This is a genomic window from Spirosoma endbachense (assembly GCF_010233585.1).
GTDB lineage: Bacteria > Bacteroidota > Bacteroidia > Cytophagales > Spirosomataceae > Spirosoma > Spirosoma endbachense.
This window is the reverse complement of sequence record NZ_CP045997.1, coordinates 5,748,673-5,765,199: the sequence shown is the minus strand read 5'-3', so window position 1 is coordinate 5,765,199 and position 16,527 is coordinate 5,748,673. Positions and strand designations below refer to the sequence as shown.

The window sequence follows — 16,527 nt, the reverse complement described above, 5'->3', positions numbered from 1 at the left end:
ATGAACGCCAACCAATGAAGATTTATAAGCGGCTGATGGTGTATGCCAGGCCTTATGGAAAATTTATCATTCCCTTTTTTATTTTTACACTCATCAGTGTGTTCTTCAACGTATTCCAGTTTGCGTTGATCATTCCGCTGCTCAACTTTCTGTTCGACCCGATCAATACAGCCGATGCGGTCAAGTATGAGTTGATGCCAGCTTTTCGGCTGTCGCCCAACTACTTCAAGGATTCCTTTTACCACCTGATTTATTATTTCAAGACCACGAATCCTGTTCATGCGCTATATTTTCTGGCGGCCATGATTGTGGTGGCCGTTGTTCTGACCAACCTGTTCCGATTTCTGGCGCAGCGTTGCCTGCTCAATGCCCGGACGCTATTGGTAAAACGGCTTCGGGAGACTCTGTTCGAGAAAATCAATCACTTACACCTGGGTTATTTTACAAAAGAACATAAAGGCGATTTGTTATCCCGTCTCAATGGTGATGTCTATGCCATCGAGAGTGTGGCAGCCAGTTCCATCGAAGTCGTTTTCAAAGAACCGTATATGCTGATTGGCTACTTTGTTGCTCTGTTCCTGATTTCGACCAAGTTGATGCTCTTTACGCTGGTTATCATTCCCATTTCGGCTGTGGGTATAGCCGCTGTCACCAAAAAACTTAAAAAGGAAGCTAAAGATGTTCAGGCATCCATGGGGCGAATGCTCACCCTTATGGATGAAACGCTGCTGGGAATGCGGATAATTCGGTCGTTTAATGCCACGCCGTTTGTCATAGATCGATTCAGTGAAGAAAACGACTTTTACCGAAAGGCCAGTCTGGAGGGTTTCAAACGTCGGGAGTTAGCGCCCGCCTTTTCCGAAGCGTCCGGTGTATTTGTTGTGGCCTGTATTCTCGTATATGGAGGCAGTCTGGTTCTGAATAGTCAGAGTAATTTACAGGCCAGCTCGTTTATTGCCTTCATCGCCATTTTCTCGCAGGTCATCCGTCCGGCCAAAGCCATTGTTGTGGCACTGACCAACATTCAACAGGGACAGGCTGCGGGCGAACGCATCATTGAACTCCTTGATAAGCCGGTAGAAATCCAGGACAAGCCGAATGCCAGGGTTCTCGATGGATTTCATCGGGATATTGTTTTCAACAATGTAAGCTTCCAGTACGCCGACAAGCCCGTTCTGAAAAACATTAATTTTCGACTGGATAAAGGCAAAAAAATAGCGCTGGTAGGTCCATCTGGCGTTGGCAAATCAACCATTGCAGATCTGATTCCCCGGTTTTACGAAGCAACAAAGGGCAGTGTCACTATCGACGGGGTCGACGTTCGGGAGTTTACTATGGAATCGTTACGCCAGCAGATGAGCTTCGTAACCCAGGAAATCATCTTATTCAATGACACGATCTTCAACAATATCGCCCTGGGTAAACCGGATGCCCGAATGGAGGATGTTATTGAAGCGGCTAAAATAGCGAATGCCCATGCTTTTATTATGGAAACAGAGGATGGCTACCAGACCAATATCGGCGACCGGGGCATTCGCCTGAGTGGTGGCCAGCGACAACGGCTCAGTATTGCTCGTGCGGTATTTAAAAAACCCTCGATTCTTATTCTGGATGAGGCCACATCAGCGCTGGACATCGAATCGGAAAAATCGGTTCAGGATGCGCTCGATAACCTGATGGAAGGCCGGACAACCCTGGTGATTGCCCACCGGCTCAGTACCATAAAAGAAGCCGATGAGATCTTGATAATGGAGGGGGGCGAAATCATCGAACGGGGCAACCACTACGACCTCCTGAGCAATAAAAATAGTATTTATCGTCGGTTAAACACCATGCACGAAGTGCTTCAGTAACTCATTTAGTTCTTCTCCGATACATACGCTACAGCTTTATTAAACTTTGTCAGCACGGTTGGCCATGTATAATATTGTTGAATATAAGCACGGGCATTGCTGGCCATTTCTGACACATCCTGCATTAGTATCTGATTGATAGCCCCCTCAAAATCAGGATAGTTACGATATAAAATCCCAGCCTGGCTCCCAACGATGTGATCGCTAAGAACGGCACAGTCGGCATTGGCAATAACGGGAATTCCGGCAGCGAAGCTTTCCAGAGTCACCATTGACAGACTTTCGTAAGGCGATGGCATGATCAGCGCTTTTGCGCCCGCCAATAAAGCCGCTTTCGTGGGTTCGTCCACAAAACCTGCCGACAAAAGGTCAGGATGTTCGGGTACGGGCATAAATGCCTGCCCAACCAGCACCAACTTTAAGGTCGAAGGATTCGCTTCCTTGTAGCGGAAGAACAGATCGAACAACATGTCACATCCTTTAGCCACATCAATCCGACCAATGTAGAGCACATATGTGGTATGGCTGTCCAGTATAGTAGTCATGGCTTCTCCCGATCCGGCACTGGCGGGTTCGATTCCTACCCCAATGACATCATTATAGATCGCATCGTTCTTAAACTTCTGATGAACGAAGCTTTGTTCGGCCGGTGTGAGGAATAAAATAGCGCGTGGTTTTTGAAATACCGGGTCGAACAGGGGCAGGTAAATTGGCAATTCGTCATGTGCCGTCGGGATAAAAATAGACTTATGCGGAGCAACGTTCAGCCCGGCGGTTGTTGGATAATAGAGGTACGTAATGAAAATCAGCGCGTCATACTGCTGATGGTTGTGCTTTAGATAGGTGATCAGCTCAGGCGTGTATGGCCCCTGATACCTGGCCCACAACCGGCCATAACGTCGTACGGTCTTGCCAACCAGCGCACGAGCCCACATTTTCAGAAAACCCAATCCTTGCCATTCCTCCGGTCGAGACCATTTCTTGAGCTTATGCTCAACTCGGGAGGATTCCTTCACCTGCCGTTCGTACTGAGTGGGGAAGCGGTGCACCTGTACACCATTTATCGACGTTGTTTCGGCCGGGTACCAGTTGGCCCAGGTGACGTATTCCAATGCGCAACTGGTTAGCACATCTACGTTGTAGGTATCGGCCAGTTTTTCCGCCAATAGGCGGCAATAGTACTCTGCTCCACCATTAACTTCTACGCCATAACGCTGGACAACAAACGCAATTTTTCTCATAGAAACGAACCGACGATCTTCTGTTTTTCTATAAACGTATTCTACCCCAGCAATACGTCTGTTTAATCGATAAAGGGTGCAACTGTAAATGCAACAGATACTAATATAAGCGTCTAGTACTCTTCCAATTTCTAGTTTATACGTACTAGTTAAGGTTGATTACAAACCTATAAGGTTTCAAAAACCTTATAGGTTTAAATTGGCCGAGCACTGATGATCAGACAGTTAATTTACTAAACTAACGAGCCAGTCCATCGCGACGGGCGCGGTCACGTACGCGCTGAGCCCTGGCTTTACTATCGGGGTGCGTAGACAAAATCTGGGTAACACCGCTTCCTCCGCCACCGCCCTGTTTGGCCAGTTTCTCAAACGAAGTAGCGAGTGCCATCACATTGTAACCATACCGTTTCAGAAAGTCATAACTATAATCATCAGCTTCGCTCTCCTGCTGGCGGCTAAACTTCGCCCCCAACATATAGTCGGCCAACCCGCCCAACTGGGAGCGGGACAGCTTTCCAATCAAACCCGATTGCGAAGCAGCCACATTGCGAACTGCCGAACGACGGAGCGCGCTTTTCATGGCATCGCGAGTATCATGGTTTATGACGTGCCCTATTTCGTGTCCCATAATGGCCAGCAGTTCGTTATCGGTCATGATATCCATCAAGCCCTTAAAGACCCGAACGCTCCCATCGGCGGTTGCAAAGGCATTTACATCGGGCACTTTATATACTTTATAATTGATGGGTAGTCCGCTAACCGTATGGTGGCGGGTAACAATCCTATTAAGCCGCTGCGTATACGGATCATTCGGAGCAGCCACCGGGTTTTTCGCATCCATTTCCACAACAGCCTGCCGGGAAAGCTCAGCAACCTGAGCATCACTCAGCATGGCAGAATTGAGTGCATCCATAGCGGCTTGGGCCAGCCCAGGTTGCTGGGCAAACGTCGAGACTGGAAGCCAAACCGTAAGTAGAAATAACCTTGCTATATAGTTCATAACGGAGTCGTTTTAGTTGGCCACCTACAAAATCAACAGTAAGTAGCTTTATTCTATTGACTTTATAAGTAGCATAAAAGTTTAACGGGTCTGATTCAATGGCATTATTATCAGGCAAGTCGATTTCCCTCCGATGTGGCCGATCGTCGCAGAAAACTGGTTGAAACAGCTATCCACATCGGTTATTTATCGCGCTGTATCGGCAAGGGCTATTTTCTGTACATTATCATTCCAGTTGAATGACAAATTATTGACCATCAAGTCTAAACGTATAGTATATTTGGCTAAGAGCCCCAACCTACCTCGTACTGACCATGCCATCCTCAATCCGTGTCCTATTAACGGACGATCACGAAATTATTTTAGATAGCCTATCACTTTTATTGAGCCGCATCGAGGGCGTAGAGGTCGTAGGCACGCTGATTGACAGCCGGAAAGTGGTTGATTTTTTGCACGTAAATGACGTTGATATCCTGTTGACCGATATGGATATGCCCGACCTGAATGGCATCAATCTGACGCTAAAAGTTCGGCAGCTTTTCCCGAACCTTAAGATTCTGATGTTAACCGTTTCCGAAGATGCGGATAATATTCGGGAGGCTTTTCGGGCTGGCATTTCGGGTTACGTCATGAAAAAAGCCGGTAAAGCCGAACTTGAAAAAGCCCTTCGTACGATTGCAAGGGGCGAAAAATACTTTTCTGAATCGGTTATGACCCAGTTGGTAGCCTTACCTGTAGAGCCAATTCGCCCAACCGACGAAGCACCTGCCCTACTTACCCCGCTCACCGACCGCGAAATTGAAATCATCCGACTCGTTGCGCAGGAACTCTCCACCAATGCCATTGCCGATACGTTGTTTATCAGCCCTGGCACCGTAGAGACCCATCGCCACAACATCCTTCGCAAACTAGGCGTCAAAAATTCAATCGGTATCATCAAGTACGCCCTTAAGCACGGGATTTTGTGAGAAGAATCCATTCCGTAGAGTAAGGTCTGTCGGGTAAACGTTTAGCCTGCTAAAAACGCACATACGAATCATCATTTTTAACAAATTCGGTCACTCCTATGAATGCCTCATCTACTCTTTTCAGCCAATTCAACTGGCTATACAGCACCCTCTACTTCTTTAAAAAGAATTTTGCGGTATTGGCCGGTCTTGGCCTCATTGCGGCATTTGGTCGGGTTATCCAGCTTGGTGGATTTGGCGAAATATCTACTTTCCTAAATATTACTCTGGAAGTCATTATTGAATCGGCTCGGGTAATTTTGTTCTTATACGTACTCGGTTTGGCGAATGTCAAAAAAGGAGTTTTGCGTATCAAGCACTTAATTACCCAACAGGAAAACCGTAAACAGAATTGGCTCATCGCCAGTCAAAAAGTAAAAAAACAGTGGTTTTCCATCTTGCTAAACCTGATTGCTTTTTTGCTGATCGCCTGGACTTTAAATTATTTAATTGATTTATTAGCTTACGAAACCTGTTTATACCTCACCTTAAAAAAAGGCGGTATTCTGTCCAATTCTGCATCCGAATGGACGATATTATTATTCTTCAAGAATCTATCCGTAATTCCTTTTACGTTAGTTTTCGACGCCGTTTTCCTGCTTTGGATTACGAATAGATTCCAGGTCAACAATACGCTTCAGGCATAAGACAAAACGCGTAACTGCCTGTACCACAAAGGCTCTAGGCTATATTCACAAAAAGACAGAAGAAGATTACGTTCAACGGTAAAACAGAAATTTAAAGAGGAAACTCGCTAAACTGCGTCACAGGCGACAATAATGGTTTTAGCACTTTATCCAACCGTAACACAGTTTAGCGAGCAGTCTCCTGCTTTATAAGCAACTGTTAAAGTCAGTCACTGGGCAGACCAGTAGATTTCATTTTCCCAACATATAATGCCAGGTTTACTCCGATGAACGATCGGTGTTCATTTAGGTTTCCAAAAGCAGTTATACCTATTCCTACATGTTTGGCGGATGTTATGAATCGAATTTCTCCAGGTATCCCAACAGTTGTATATCCGAGATATTGATAATTCGCTCCAGTACCCCATAGAGGATCAAGGTCTGTATATAGGTAGATACCTCTCTCATTACCCCATACAGTACTTAAACCGGTCGAAAAACGGAATTTGCCAAGTTTTATCCCGTAGAGTATTCCCAGCTCATTGATCTTAATACCTGGCTCTACTGGTTGTGCTATTTCACCGCTTACTGAGTATCGAGCTATTATAATAGCACTTCTGTGCTTAGGTTCGAAACCTAAAGCAACCATAGCACTTGGAAATTCTGCTTTTCCTAACCCAAGACTAAGCCAGTAGTTATGTTGCTTATTAACAATACTACTTTGGGCCTGAGCATTTTTTGCTATAAAAAAAAAGCTCATCAATACTATCGTTTTGAATTTCGTACTGAAATTGTACATAAGATTGGATATTTATTCTATCAAATATATTTTGATAAGGATATAATTAAATATTTTTATTTGTCAAAATAGTATACTATAATTCTATAAATTTTAGTAAATTCTTTTAATAATACAATAAAAATTACTTTTACCTATATTTATTCTGCTTTACAAAAGAGTCCAATGCCATATTTCTGTAAGGTTGCTTGCTATTTCTGAAGATAGAAATTGATTAGGTCATGGCAATGATGCTACTTCCATACCATCGTATTCAATGGTATTTGATTACAAACCTATAAGGTATCAAAAACCGCATCGGCGGCCCGGCTTATAGGTTTAAATGGACCGACCACTAGTTTACGTGAAGAATGGAGGTTAGTGTTAATTGTGTATTTAGCGAGGTGCCAGCAGGATGGGAACACCAATGCCGAGCAAGTGTTGACTACGAGAGCAGCCTATAGGTTCATATAAATGCCCTCTTTAGACAAGGGTCAAAAGTCTCAAGCAGCTACGGTTTAACCGGGATTATCGAAATATTTCGAAATTCGATAGGCTCGTGGTCACCCTGTAGCATGATAGGACCGGGCTCCCCTTCCCGACTATCCAGTGCACCGCCCGTAATACCGGGAATCACCTGGTCTGTGATTACAGGAATGCCATTGGCTACTATGGTTACTCTTCGTCCAATGAGGGTAATGTCAATGGATTGCCATTCGCCAGCATCTTTGGCGACCATTTCATTGGGTGACAAAAGGCCATAAACACCGCTAAATTGATCGTCAAGCGGCTCTAATCCTTTACTGTCAGTTAGCTGTACTTCATAGCGTCCCCGAAGGTATATCCCGCTATTCCCTCCTTTGGGGTAACGAAACTCGGCATGCAATTTAAAATCAGTGAATACTTTATCGGTAATCAGGTTGGCACCCGGTTTTGGGCTTTTTAACACACCGGCCTCTACAACCCATTGATTTTGAGTGGCTGTATGCCAGCCCTGCGTATCTTTTCCATTGATTAGCTGTAGCGGACTACCCCATTGAGGAGCTTTATTTCTCCGAAGAGCAGGGGCTCTGCCACCTGTCCACGTATACACCTTATTATCGACGTATTTAACGGTTCCGGTCAGGGAGTCGGCGCTAACGGTCCCTTCAAACTGAAGGTCGACGTCGCCCTTATCCCACTGGGGCGGGACCGAGAAGTCAAACTTCCCATTGGTATAGTTAATCTTTGCAATGGGCCGGGCACTGCCAAACAGGAACATCACCCGCCCAACGAGTGTGTGATTTCCTGAATGCCTTATTTCCAACCAGGCCGGTGATCGTTTACCGGCCATGTCAACCACAATATCCCATCTGCCTTCTAACGATTTAGACGTTGCTAGTTCCTGCCCCTGACCGTTAATTGAGAAGAGGAATAAGAAGAGACAAATCAATAAATAGCTGACTTTCATAAAATGGATTTGATTGCTGCCCTTTAGATCTTTTTGCTTGACGCTTGCCATACAGGCTACAAGGTGCAATTAGTACGTATTTACTCACATCCCTGGAATGATTCCTGAATTCTTCTGCAAAGTAGTCGATGCAGTGATGTGGTGTCGGTTTTGAGAAACCGACACAGCGAGGACGGTTCGCCGATGCGACGATTCGCCGTGGCGATTCTTAAAACCTCGTCGTTCAAGCCAGATACGGTTTGGCAACCCACGAAGGTCAGGTTGAAGAACCTGACCTCACTCACCCATCCTATCGCTACCAGGCTATCCAGCCATCGGAATCTGTACATTGACCAGCGTACCACCCTGATCCCGATTGGAGATCAGATAGGTTCCGCCCAGCCGCTCCAGCCGGGACTGAATGTTCTGGAGACCAATACCGTCCTTCTGATTTTCCAGACTAAAACCCTGCCCATCGTCCTGAACCGTAAGTGCCAGAAAGCCATTTTGCCGAAATAAGGAAATATCGGCCTGCCGCGCTCGGGCATGTTTCAGTATGTTATTGACCAGTTCGAGGGTGATCGCATAAAGTTCATAAGCGGTTTTACCCCGTACGTCTTCTCCCGATTTCTCTACTTCAATCAAAAACCGGGTTCTATTCTGTACGTTAAGCGTATCGGTGAGTTTGATCAGGGCCGCCTGAAGTCCCTGTTTCTCCAGAATTTCGGGCATCAGATTATGAGAAATGGCCCGAATATCGTCATACACTTCGCCCATATGCTCCAGCAGACGAGCGTGTTCGCGATGCTGATCCGTATCAAACTGCGATGTATCGAACGCTTCGAACCGCCATTTCAATGCCGACACTTTAGAGGCCACGCTGTCGTGCAATTCGCTCGCGACCCGTTTTCGTTCAATCGTCTGTCCCCTATACAAAGCCGCTTCGATTTCGGCATTCTTCCGCGACAACTCCTCATTTCTGGTCCGTAACCGCCGATTATTCCAGAACACAAAACCCAGTATGCCAGCACTAAGCAGCAGCAAAACAATCAGGAAATTTCTGGTTTTTTCCAGATTATCGTTTTCCAGCAATTGAATCCGCGCCTGCTGACGAGCCTGTTGTAGCCGGACAACCTGCTGTTTTTTCTCAAAATCAAATGTCATGCTGGCAACCGTCGCCTTTTGCATAGCCTCTTCATTGAGCATAGTGTCAGCTTCTGCTTTGTAACGTTTAAAGTAATAAAGTGCTTTGGCTGGCTGCTTCAGGTGGTCGTAGGCGTCCGACAACTGACGCAGGTATTCGGTTCGTTCAGGGCGCATTTCGCGGACATTTTCTGTCCATGCCAGTCCCTCCCGGGCGGAGGAAACCGTGCGATCGTACTGCTTCAGTGCCAGATAAATTTTCCCGAAGTTGGCCTGCGCATTATGTTCCATCGCTTCCTGCGTTTTTTCGACCGTTTTTCGGTAGGTATCCTGCGATAATTTTGTGTAGTGAAGCGCTTTGTCGTATTGGTTCAGCTGAATATACATCCGCCCAACGGCTCCATAGGCTCTGGCCAGATTGCCGGGCAGATACGGGTTCGAATACGCCTTTACCTGCTGTAGGTATAAGGGCAGGGCTGTGGCATACTCTCCTTTTTTCTCAAAAATCTCCCCTTTCCGGCTCAGAATAAATGTCCGGATCATGGTGTCGTTCAACCGGTCAGCTACCTTTTCGGCTTCGGTAAAACAGGCCATTGCTTCTGTATACCGATTGAGTTTAATATACACCGCGCCCAGGTTGGGCAAAGTAGCCCGTAACCCTTTCCAGTCTCCAATCGATTCCTGAATGCGCTGTGCGTTAAGCCAGAAATTAATCGCAGCGACATAATTCCCTTCTCCCATTTTCATGATGGCCATTTCGTTATAAGCCTGGGCCTCCCATTTACGGTCTGGTGCCTGCTTGAACTTCTGAAGCGCTTTATCCAGCAACGTTCTGGCTACGGGAAGTTTGTCCATGATATTCTCATACAGTTGAGCCCGCCGAAGAAACACTTGCCCCTGTAAGGATAAATCATGGATAGTTATTGCCATTTGCTGAGCTGTATCTAGTTGAGCATGTGCAGATTTCGTATCCGATAAGTAATCGGCTTCGATGCGGGCCAGCGCCAACCGGGCACGGATCTCACCGGTTGGGTACTTCACCTGCTGGGCCACCTTCATCCCCTGACGAAGGGTCTGGATTGCGATTGAATCGTATCCGTTCCACCAAAGATTAGTTGCCAGTTCGTGTAACGTTTTCACCCGGTTGCTGTCCGTTGGCAATTTGGTTAGCTCACGACGTAATGAATCGATTATCGGATTCTGGGCAACCGCTACAGTACTGGTCAGAAAGAAGAGCAAAAGATAGCGCATGGGTAAAAGGGTTAATGAGCAAATGGGTGAAACACGATCCCTCTCAGAGTTGACCAAATACGCGTCATATACCAGGCGTTCATTCGCTCTTTCTCTCATTCACTCTTTTGTATTTCCTCAAAAGTAGACCGATAAATTACTCAAAACCAAAGATCTACACTAAAATATAGGTTTTCCTATAGAGGCAAAATATAGGTTCTCCGGGATTAAATTCAGGGCATTCCCCGATTTCCTGCCAGCGGCTCACCTGCCAACTTTGTATCAGTCAAACGGCACTCATTTTCAGCCTCGTTCTGGCAACCAATTTCACACATTCGCTCTTTCACTCTTTACCATAACTCGTCATGGCAACTATAGTAGATCGTTTCGTTATCCGGCACCTCACCGGAACCAAAGCTAATCAGGTCGAAGAGTTCGACTACAAAAAATACACAGAACTCACCTTTGGTCGTGCTGCCACGAACCTCGTTCGGTTTGATCCCGAACGCGATTCAGCCGTATCGCGGGAGCACGGCAAACTGGTTCGGGATACCGAACAGCCGTTATCCTTCAGTGTGGTTGACAACAATTCGCGCAATGGAATTTTCGTCAACAAGAGTCGGGTCATTGGATCAGCCGTGGTTCAACCCGGCGATGAAATTCAACTCGGAAACGGTGGACCTGTTTTTCAATTTGACCTTAACCCCCGTCCGGTCGAATTAATGATGAGTACCCGTATTATGGACATGGCCGTTTCGGGCAAACCAACAACGGAGCTTAGTCTGGCTGAAGCCGGTAATGAATTGAACGATACCGATCTGATGGCTCCACATAAAGTGGGCTTAGGCAAGCAAACGGTGGAGCGGATGATGGTGACCGAGCGTCGGCAAACCACGCGTACGATGATGCTAAGCGTAGCGGTTGTATTGGTACTTCTCTCTGGCTTAGGCTACGCCTTCCGCGATAAATTCGGCGAACGCAAAACCATCGTCATCACCAACAAACCGGTTATTCCGGTGGTCAAAACCGACAATGGACTAACCCCTGAACAGATCGCTTCGGCCAATACCAGCAAAGTGGTTTTCATTGAATTTGGCTATAAACTGACGTACACACCCACCGGCGACGATATCTACCACGAGTATATGCCTGTCAAACAGAGAGATGGCAGCATTGTTAACGTGGCCATGTATATCGAAACATCGCCGGGTAAGGTGGAGCCGCTGCTGGGCCTGAAGCGAAATGTAGCCGTTGGCAAACCAATTGCGATGGCCGGTGCCAGCGGAACTGGATTTGTTGTGTCGCCCCAGGGGCACATCATGACGAATCGCCATGTGGCTGCGGCCTGGAACTCTTACTATGATTTCCCCAAAGATGCTTTCCCTGGCGTATTGTTAGTGCAAGGCGCAAAAGGATGGGAAGTCAGCCCGAACCTCGTGCAGGAATTCCGGTGGGTACCTTCTGAAACGCAGTTTTTTGGCAGAAAACCCATGTCGGGTAAAGTTATTGAGGGCGAGAACACCTACATCGACGTAACGTTCAACAAAAACGAGCAGCGTTTCCCGGCCCAGGGCAAGCCCATTGTTTCGAACAAGCATGATGTAGCAATCATTAAGATCGATCTTCCTGAAACACTCAGCCCGGTAAAACTGCGCGACGCTGATAAAGGTATTGCCGCTGGCCAACCCATTACGGTAATGGGCTATCCCGGAATTTCACCCGATGTGTTTGTCGGCGAATATTCCTCTGACTTTGCGAACCGCAATCCTCAGATCGTTAAAGTGCCCGACGTTACGGTCACACCCGGCAACGTTGGTAAGATTCTGCGCGGCCAGTCTGTGGGTAAAGCGGCCGCTTACTACAGCGAATTTGGTGACTACTACCAGCTTACAGTCAATGCAACAGGGTCGGGCAATAGCGGAGGGCCAGTATTTGATATCGATGGAAACGCCATTGGAATTTTCTCGGCCAGCACAAGCCGGGACGACGCCACCCGAATCACCTTCGCCGTCCCGATCAAATATGGTCTGGAACTGATGGGCCGTCGGCAGGTTGTTGAATGATACAGCTTATGTCTTTACACAATACCCGTCAATAATACCTTCTACCGCTTTCCGCTCCTATCCTCAACAAAGAAAAGTACCACCATTACGCATGTTATTGCTGGCTTACGGTGGCTGATGCACAACATAGTACAATTCCGTCCTGCATAAGTCTACCGTAAACCAACTACTAAAACCGATTCCCCATGTCACCCTCACAACCCTTTCTCAATCGCATCGTTGCTGGTTATCGCCTGACCACCTACATAGGTGCGGGTGGGATGGGCGAGGTTTTCAAAGCCGTGAATCCGGAAACGGGACAATTGGCCGCAGTGAAAGTGTTATACCGCCCTGAATTTGCAGCCCGCTTTCGGAACGAAGCCTCCGTACATGCCTCGATTTCGCACCCGAACATTGCCACACTCTACGATTCTTCGCTCATCGACAACCGTCCGGCACTGGTGATGGAATGGGTAGATGGCGAATCGATGGATGAATTGATTCGTCGGAAAGGGCGGCTCAGCAATACAGAAGCTAGTCGTATCCTGGAACAGATGGTCAGTGCCATCACCTATCTGCATCAGAACGGTATTGTTCACCGCGACCTGAAACCATCCAATGTTCGGGTCCGGCCCGATGGTCAGATTAAACTACTTGACTTCGGTATTGCAAAAGGGCAGCATACGCCACAACTAACCCAAATCGGATTTGCCGTCGGCACGACCGAGTTTATGGCTCCCGAACAGTTTACCGGGCGGGTTGAAGCAAAATCGGACTGCTGGGCACTGGGCGTTATGCTCTACGAAATGACTACCGGCCATCTGCCTTTCGAGGCTTCCAGCCCGCTACTGTTGCGTCAACAGATTACACGAGGCCACTTTACCAGTCCGCGCCTGCTTAATCCCGACATTTCGCCCGTATTGCTATCGGTTATACAGGATTGCCTGCACACGAACCCGGCAAAACGCGCCACGGCAGTTGAAATCGGACTACAGTTACGAACAGTCCATAGCGTCGAAACACCCACTGAACGCAAACAACCTGTACACCTAAAGTCCTTTCCAACAACCAATTGGCTGGCCTGGCTACTGGCCATTTTGATTATCATTGGGATTTCTGTTCTCAACGGCAGTTGGAAAAAAATTCCTAAACGGGAAGAAACCAGTGTAAGCCTTCCCGACCAGTATGAACAACTACAGGTTGAGGTGCTCAATGCCGACTATGACCTCGAATTGGTCATGCCCGATGGCACCGTTCAGGACAAAGAGCCTTTTCGGGTCAGGCGATTGCCGGGTGAAGCGCTGCCAATTACCATCCGACACGGTGGAACAGAACAGCAGTACATCATTGCCCCCGAAGTACGGGAATTGTATCAGTGTTACTTTGATCGATAGCAACCGCGCTCATGAAAAAAATCCTCAAATGGCTACTTGGGCAACAGGAGCCGGATGCGCTTCCCGAAACAGCCGAATCCGCAATAGAACAGACTACGAATGATTCATCCGACAGTCCGGCATCTGCCGGAGAAATCAATGCCGTTGTGCTCTCTGATGTAGGCAATGTACGGCAGAACAATGAAGACACCGGGTTATTCGTACGCCTGGCCGACGAAGGAATTCGCCGACTGAAAGGGTACCTTCTGCTGGTAGCTGACGGAATGGGTGGGCATCTGGCCGGTGAAGTAGCAAGTCAGATGGCCGCTGAAATCGTGAATCGTGAATATTTCCAGCATAAGGACTCCATCGAAAAAAGTCTGCTACGGGCTTTCCAGATCGCCAATCGGGAAATATTCAACGAAGCCCGACAACACGATACACTACGTGGAATGGGCACTACCTGCACCGCCATTGTGGTGCACGACCAGCAGATATACTTTGCTCATGTGGGCGATAGTCGGGCTTATTTGTTCAAAGCCGGGCAGTTAATCCAGCTCACTGAAGACCATACGTACGTGCAGGAATTGCTGCGGGCGGGCGACATTACTCCAGAAGCTGCGATCAGCCATCCAGAACGGAATGTGCTGACTCAGGCAATGGGCACGAAAGCCGACGTTCGGGTCGATTTAGGCCGTTGCGTGCTCCCATTCGACCTCAATGACCGATTGCTTTTGTGTTCTGATGGGCTGTATGAGTATTGCAGCGATGCCGATTTTGTGCAGATGCTAAGCCAGCCAAATCTGCCCGATATAGCCGACGAGTTCGTCAGAATTGCCAAGAGTCGGGGGGGGCACGATAACATCACGGTTGTGCTGGCCGAGCGGATCGCAACACCCGATGAAACGGCCCCCAGAGAAACGCGCGAGATTGATCTTCCTTTTACCCGTGATCTGACACTTCCTCAATGACTACGACAACACTATCCATGAAAGGCCGATTCATCCATCACTACCGCATTGAGTCGCTGCTTGGCGAAGGAGGCATGGGAACTGTCTATCGGGCACTCGACACCCACCTCGAACGGCCCGTTGCCGTAAAAATGCTTCACTCCCACCTGGTGAGTCAGGTTTCGTTTATGGAACGATTCCGCAATGAAGCGCTCATTCTGGCCCGGCTCAACCACCCAAACATTGCCGTAGTTTACAATTTTCTGCAAGACGGTACGGATTACTTCATGGCGATGGAGTATGTAGAAGGTGACAGTCTGGAAATGCTGATTCGCAAAACAGGTGCATTGCCAGCAGCAGTAGCCGCCGAAATAACCCGGCAGGGCCTCGAGGGACTTGCCCACGCTCATCGCAAGGGTGTTCTGCACCGGGATATTAAACCGGCGAACCTGATGATAACCCCGGAAGGGGCCATTAAACTCATGGACTTTGGCATTGCCCGTGTGGTGGGTGAACAGCGAATGACGCAGGCAAACCGCGTTGTAGGCACACTCGAATACATGGCCCCCGAGCTGATTCAGGGTGAAGCTCCTTCGCCCGCTTCCGACCTTTACGCAATGGGCATTCTGCTCTATGAACTTCTTTCCGGAAAACTACCTTTCGCGAGCCGGACAGACTATGAGCTGATGCAGACCATCATCCGCGAGAAGCCAATTGGATTACGGAAATTGAATGCCCAGATACCGAAAGAACTGGAAGCTGTCGTGCAAAAAGCCCTTGAAAAAAATCCGGCCAAACGCTTTGCCGATGCCAGAGAATTTCAGAAAGCATTGCAGCCTTTTTTCTCACAATCACCTGCCCTGAATCCCGCTCAGCTGACTAGCGCACCACCGGTTAAGGATGTCATGGATTTTCAACCGGCACGCCGGAAGAGCCTACCCGAAACTAAAGTGGCTCCGTCAACCAACCGATCATTTTCCAACAGGCATCTTCCTGTATCGGGTTGGTTAGCCGAAAACTGGCAAATGGTACTGGCTGGTGGTTTAACGGCATTGGCATTGTTTTTCATCAGTTTGATTCTCTTCGATCAAACCACCGATACGAAGCTTACCAGCCCAAACCAGCCTGCCGTAAAGCATCCTGCAGTGGCGGCTAACCAGCCAAAACGCTCGATTGACGAACCAGTTTCTGACAATCCACAAGCCTCCTTCACCCCTGCTTCACCCGTGAAGCCTGCCGAGGTCAAGACAGTACCGGTTGAAAAGAAATCGAATCCAACGGAGAAAACCCCAAAAGTATCAACGCCCAAATCGCCGGTCAGTAAAGTACCCGTCAGCCGGAAGCCCGTGCTGATTACGCCGGAAACACCCGCCCAAAAACCCATTGAAGAACCCGTAAATCAGCCAGTCGCTCCAGTACGATCAGAACCCGTCCCAGAACTGACCGTACCCAAAACGATCGCCCACAAATCAATTGCGATCCGGCGGCTGAAGGTTAATCTGACACTAACTGAAGGACTGTCTTCCGATGGTGCCCATGAGGGGCAATCGATTCGTTTTCGGGTAACTGAACCCGTTCTGAGCGATGGTCAGGTTGTTATTCAGGCTGGTGCAACGGCTTATGGTGAAGTGAGCCAGGTGAAGCGGGCCGATGGTGACATCTTCCGAAAGAAAAATCTACTGGAATTCCGGATCAATTCAGTGGAAGCCATCAACGGTAAACGTCTGCTGCTCCGGTCGGCAACGATCAGTGACGAAGCAAAGGGACAGCCGGTGCTGTTTCGTCCCGGACAAACTTTTGAAGTACGTACCGGCGACGATGTACTAAATTTTTAGTGACTCTTTTTGACCCTCTC

The 16,527-nt window shown here is 48.0% G+C and carries 12 protein-coding genes; 7 read left to right on the top strand and 5 right to left on the bottom strand.

All coding sequences use genetic code 11. The annotated features are described in order from the left end of the window. The first annotated feature begins 14 nt into the window (after positions 1 to 14). Complete coding sequence (locus GJR95_RS23225; protein ID WP_162388132.1) at positions 15 to 1,853, top strand: ABC transporter ATP-binding protein; 1,839 nt, start codon at positions 15 to 17, stop codon at positions 1,851 to 1,853. A 5-nt stretch (positions 1,854 to 1,858) separates the two neighbouring features. Here the strand turns inward: GJR95_RS23225 and GJR95_RS23220 are convergent, their stop codons facing one another. Together GJR95_RS23220 and GJR95_RS23215 are read right to left on the bottom strand one after the other, a co-directional pair. Further along, complete coding sequence (locus tag GJR95_RS23220) at positions 1,859 to 3,094, bottom strand: glycosyltransferase family 4 protein (RefSeq protein WP_162388131.1); 1,236 nt, start codon at positions 3,092 to 3,094, stop codon at positions 1,859 to 1,861. Between the two features lie 238 nt (positions 3,095 to 3,332). Beyond that, complete coding sequence (locus tag GJR95_RS23215) at positions 3,333 to 4,094, bottom strand: M48 family metallopeptidase (protein WP_162388130.1); 762 nt, start codon at positions 4,092 to 4,094, stop codon at positions 3,333 to 3,335. Positions 4,095 to 4,408: 314 nt separating this feature from the next. On the opposite strand from GJR95_RS23215, the gene GJR95_RS23210 reads away from it, so the two are divergent. Beyond that, positions 4,409 to 5,062 (top strand): response regulator, encoded by a 654-nt coding sequence (locus tag GJR95_RS23210; protein WP_162388129.1) that lies wholly within the window; start codon positions 4,409 to 4,411, stop codon positions 5,060 to 5,062. A 98-nt stretch (positions 5,063 to 5,160) separates the two neighbouring features. Continuing rightward, positions 5,161 to 5,748: a hypothetical protein gene (locus GJR95_RS23205; RefSeq protein ID WP_162388128.1), complete on the top strand. Its 588-nt coding sequence runs from the start codon at positions 5,161 to 5,163 to the stop codon at positions 5,746 to 5,748. 205 nt (positions 5,749 to 5,953) lie between these two features. On the opposite strand, the gene GJR95_RS23200 is transcribed toward GJR95_RS23205, so the two are convergent. The 3 genes from GJR95_RS23200 to GJR95_RS23190 all read right to left on the bottom strand — a co-directional run bounded on the left by GJR95_RS23200 (position 5,954) and on the right by GJR95_RS23190 (position 10,328). Next, positions 5,954 to 6,526, bottom strand: a complete 573-nt coding sequence (locus GJR95_RS23200) for a hypothetical protein (RefSeq protein WP_162388127.1) — start codon at positions 6,524 to 6,526, stop codon at positions 5,954 to 5,956. Positions 6,527 to 7,016: 490 nt separating this feature from the next. Next, positions 7,017 to 7,955, bottom strand: coding sequence for a 3-keto-disaccharide hydrolase (locus GJR95_RS23195; protein WP_162388126.1), 939 nt, complete (start codon positions 7,953 to 7,955; stop codon positions 7,017 to 7,019). A 303-nt stretch (positions 7,956 to 8,258) separates the two neighbouring features. Next, positions 8,259 to 10,328, bottom strand: coding sequence for a tetratricopeptide repeat-containing sensor histidine kinase (locus GJR95_RS23190; RefSeq protein ID WP_162388125.1), 2,070 nt, complete (start codon positions 10,326 to 10,328; stop codon positions 8,259 to 8,261). A gap of 344 nt (positions 10,329 to 10,672) precedes the next feature. On the opposite strand from GJR95_RS23190, the gene GJR95_RS23185 reads away from it, so the two are divergent. From GJR95_RS23185 to GJR95_RS23170, 4 genes are all read left to right on the top strand, one after another. After that, entirely contained in the window at positions 10,673 to 12,370 is a 1,698-nt protein-coding gene (locus tag GJR95_RS23185) for a trypsin-like peptidase domain-containing protein (protein ID WP_162388124.1), read from the top strand. Positions 12,371 to 12,555: 185 nt separating this feature from the next. Further along, a complete protein-coding gene (locus GJR95_RS23180; RefSeq protein ID WP_162388123.1) occupies positions 12,556 to 13,743 on the top strand; it encodes a serine/threonine-protein kinase in 1,188 nt (395 codons plus the stop codon). 11 nt (positions 13,744 to 13,754) lie between these two features. Continuing rightward, positions 13,755 to 14,693: a Stp1/IreP family PP2C-type Ser/Thr phosphatase gene (locus tag GJR95_RS23175; protein WP_162388122.1), complete on the top strand. Its 939-nt coding sequence runs from the start codon at positions 13,755 to 13,757 to the stop codon at positions 14,691 to 14,693. Beyond that, complete coding sequence (locus GJR95_RS23170; RefSeq protein ID WP_162388121.1) at positions 14,690 to 16,507, top strand: serine/threonine protein kinase; 1,818 nt, start codon at positions 14,690 to 14,692, stop codon at positions 16,505 to 16,507. The genes GJR95_RS23175 and GJR95_RS23170 overlap by 4 nt, the downstream gene beginning before the upstream one ends. Positions 16,508 to 16,527: the final 20 nt, after the last annotated feature.

Excerpts from the sequence above, each read along its gene's own strand:
- GJR95_RS23225 (WP_162388132.1), top strand. The coding sequence starts at position 15 with ATGAAGATTTATAAGCGGCTGATGGTGTATGCCAGGCCTTATGGAAAA.
- GJR95_RS23220 (WP_162388131.1), bottom strand. The coding sequence starts at position 3,094 with ATGAGAAAAATTGCGTTTGTTGTCCAGCGTTATGGCGTAGAAGTTAAT.
- GJR95_RS23215 (WP_162388130.1), bottom strand. The coding sequence starts at position 4,094 with ATGAACTATATAGCAAGGTTATTTCTACTTACGGTTTGGCTTCCAGTC.
- GJR95_RS23210 (WP_162388129.1), top strand. The coding sequence starts at position 4,409 with ATGCCATCCTCAATCCGTGTCCTATTAACGGACGATCACGAAATTATT.
- GJR95_RS23205 (WP_162388128.1), top strand. The coding sequence starts at position 5,161 with ATGAATGCCTCATCTACTCTTTTCAGCCAATTCAACTGGCTATACAGC.
- GJR95_RS23200 (WP_162388127.1), bottom strand. The coding sequence starts at position 6,526 with ATGTACAATTTCAGTACGAAATTCAAAACGATAGTATTGATGAGCTTT.
- GJR95_RS23195 (WP_162388126.1), bottom strand. The coding sequence starts at position 7,955 with ATGAAAGTCAGCTATTTATTGATTTGTCTCTTCTTATTCCTCTTCTCA.
- GJR95_RS23190 (WP_162388125.1), bottom strand. The coding sequence starts at position 10,328 with ATGCGCTATCTTTTGCTCTTCTTTCTGACCAGTACTGTAGCGGTTGCC.
- GJR95_RS23185 (WP_162388124.1), top strand. The coding sequence starts at position 10,673 with ATGGCAACTATAGTAGATCGTTTCGTTATCCGGCACCTCACCGGAACC.
- GJR95_RS23180 (WP_162388123.1), top strand. The coding sequence starts at position 12,556 with ATGTCACCCTCACAACCCTTTCTCAATCGCATCGTTGCTGGTTATCGC.
- GJR95_RS23175 (WP_162388122.1), top strand. The coding sequence starts at position 13,755 with ATGAAAAAAATCCTCAAATGGCTACTTGGGCAACAGGAGCCGGATGCG.
- GJR95_RS23170 (WP_162388121.1), top strand. The coding sequence starts at position 14,690 with ATGACTACGACAACACTATCCATGAAAGGCCGATTCATCCATCACTAC.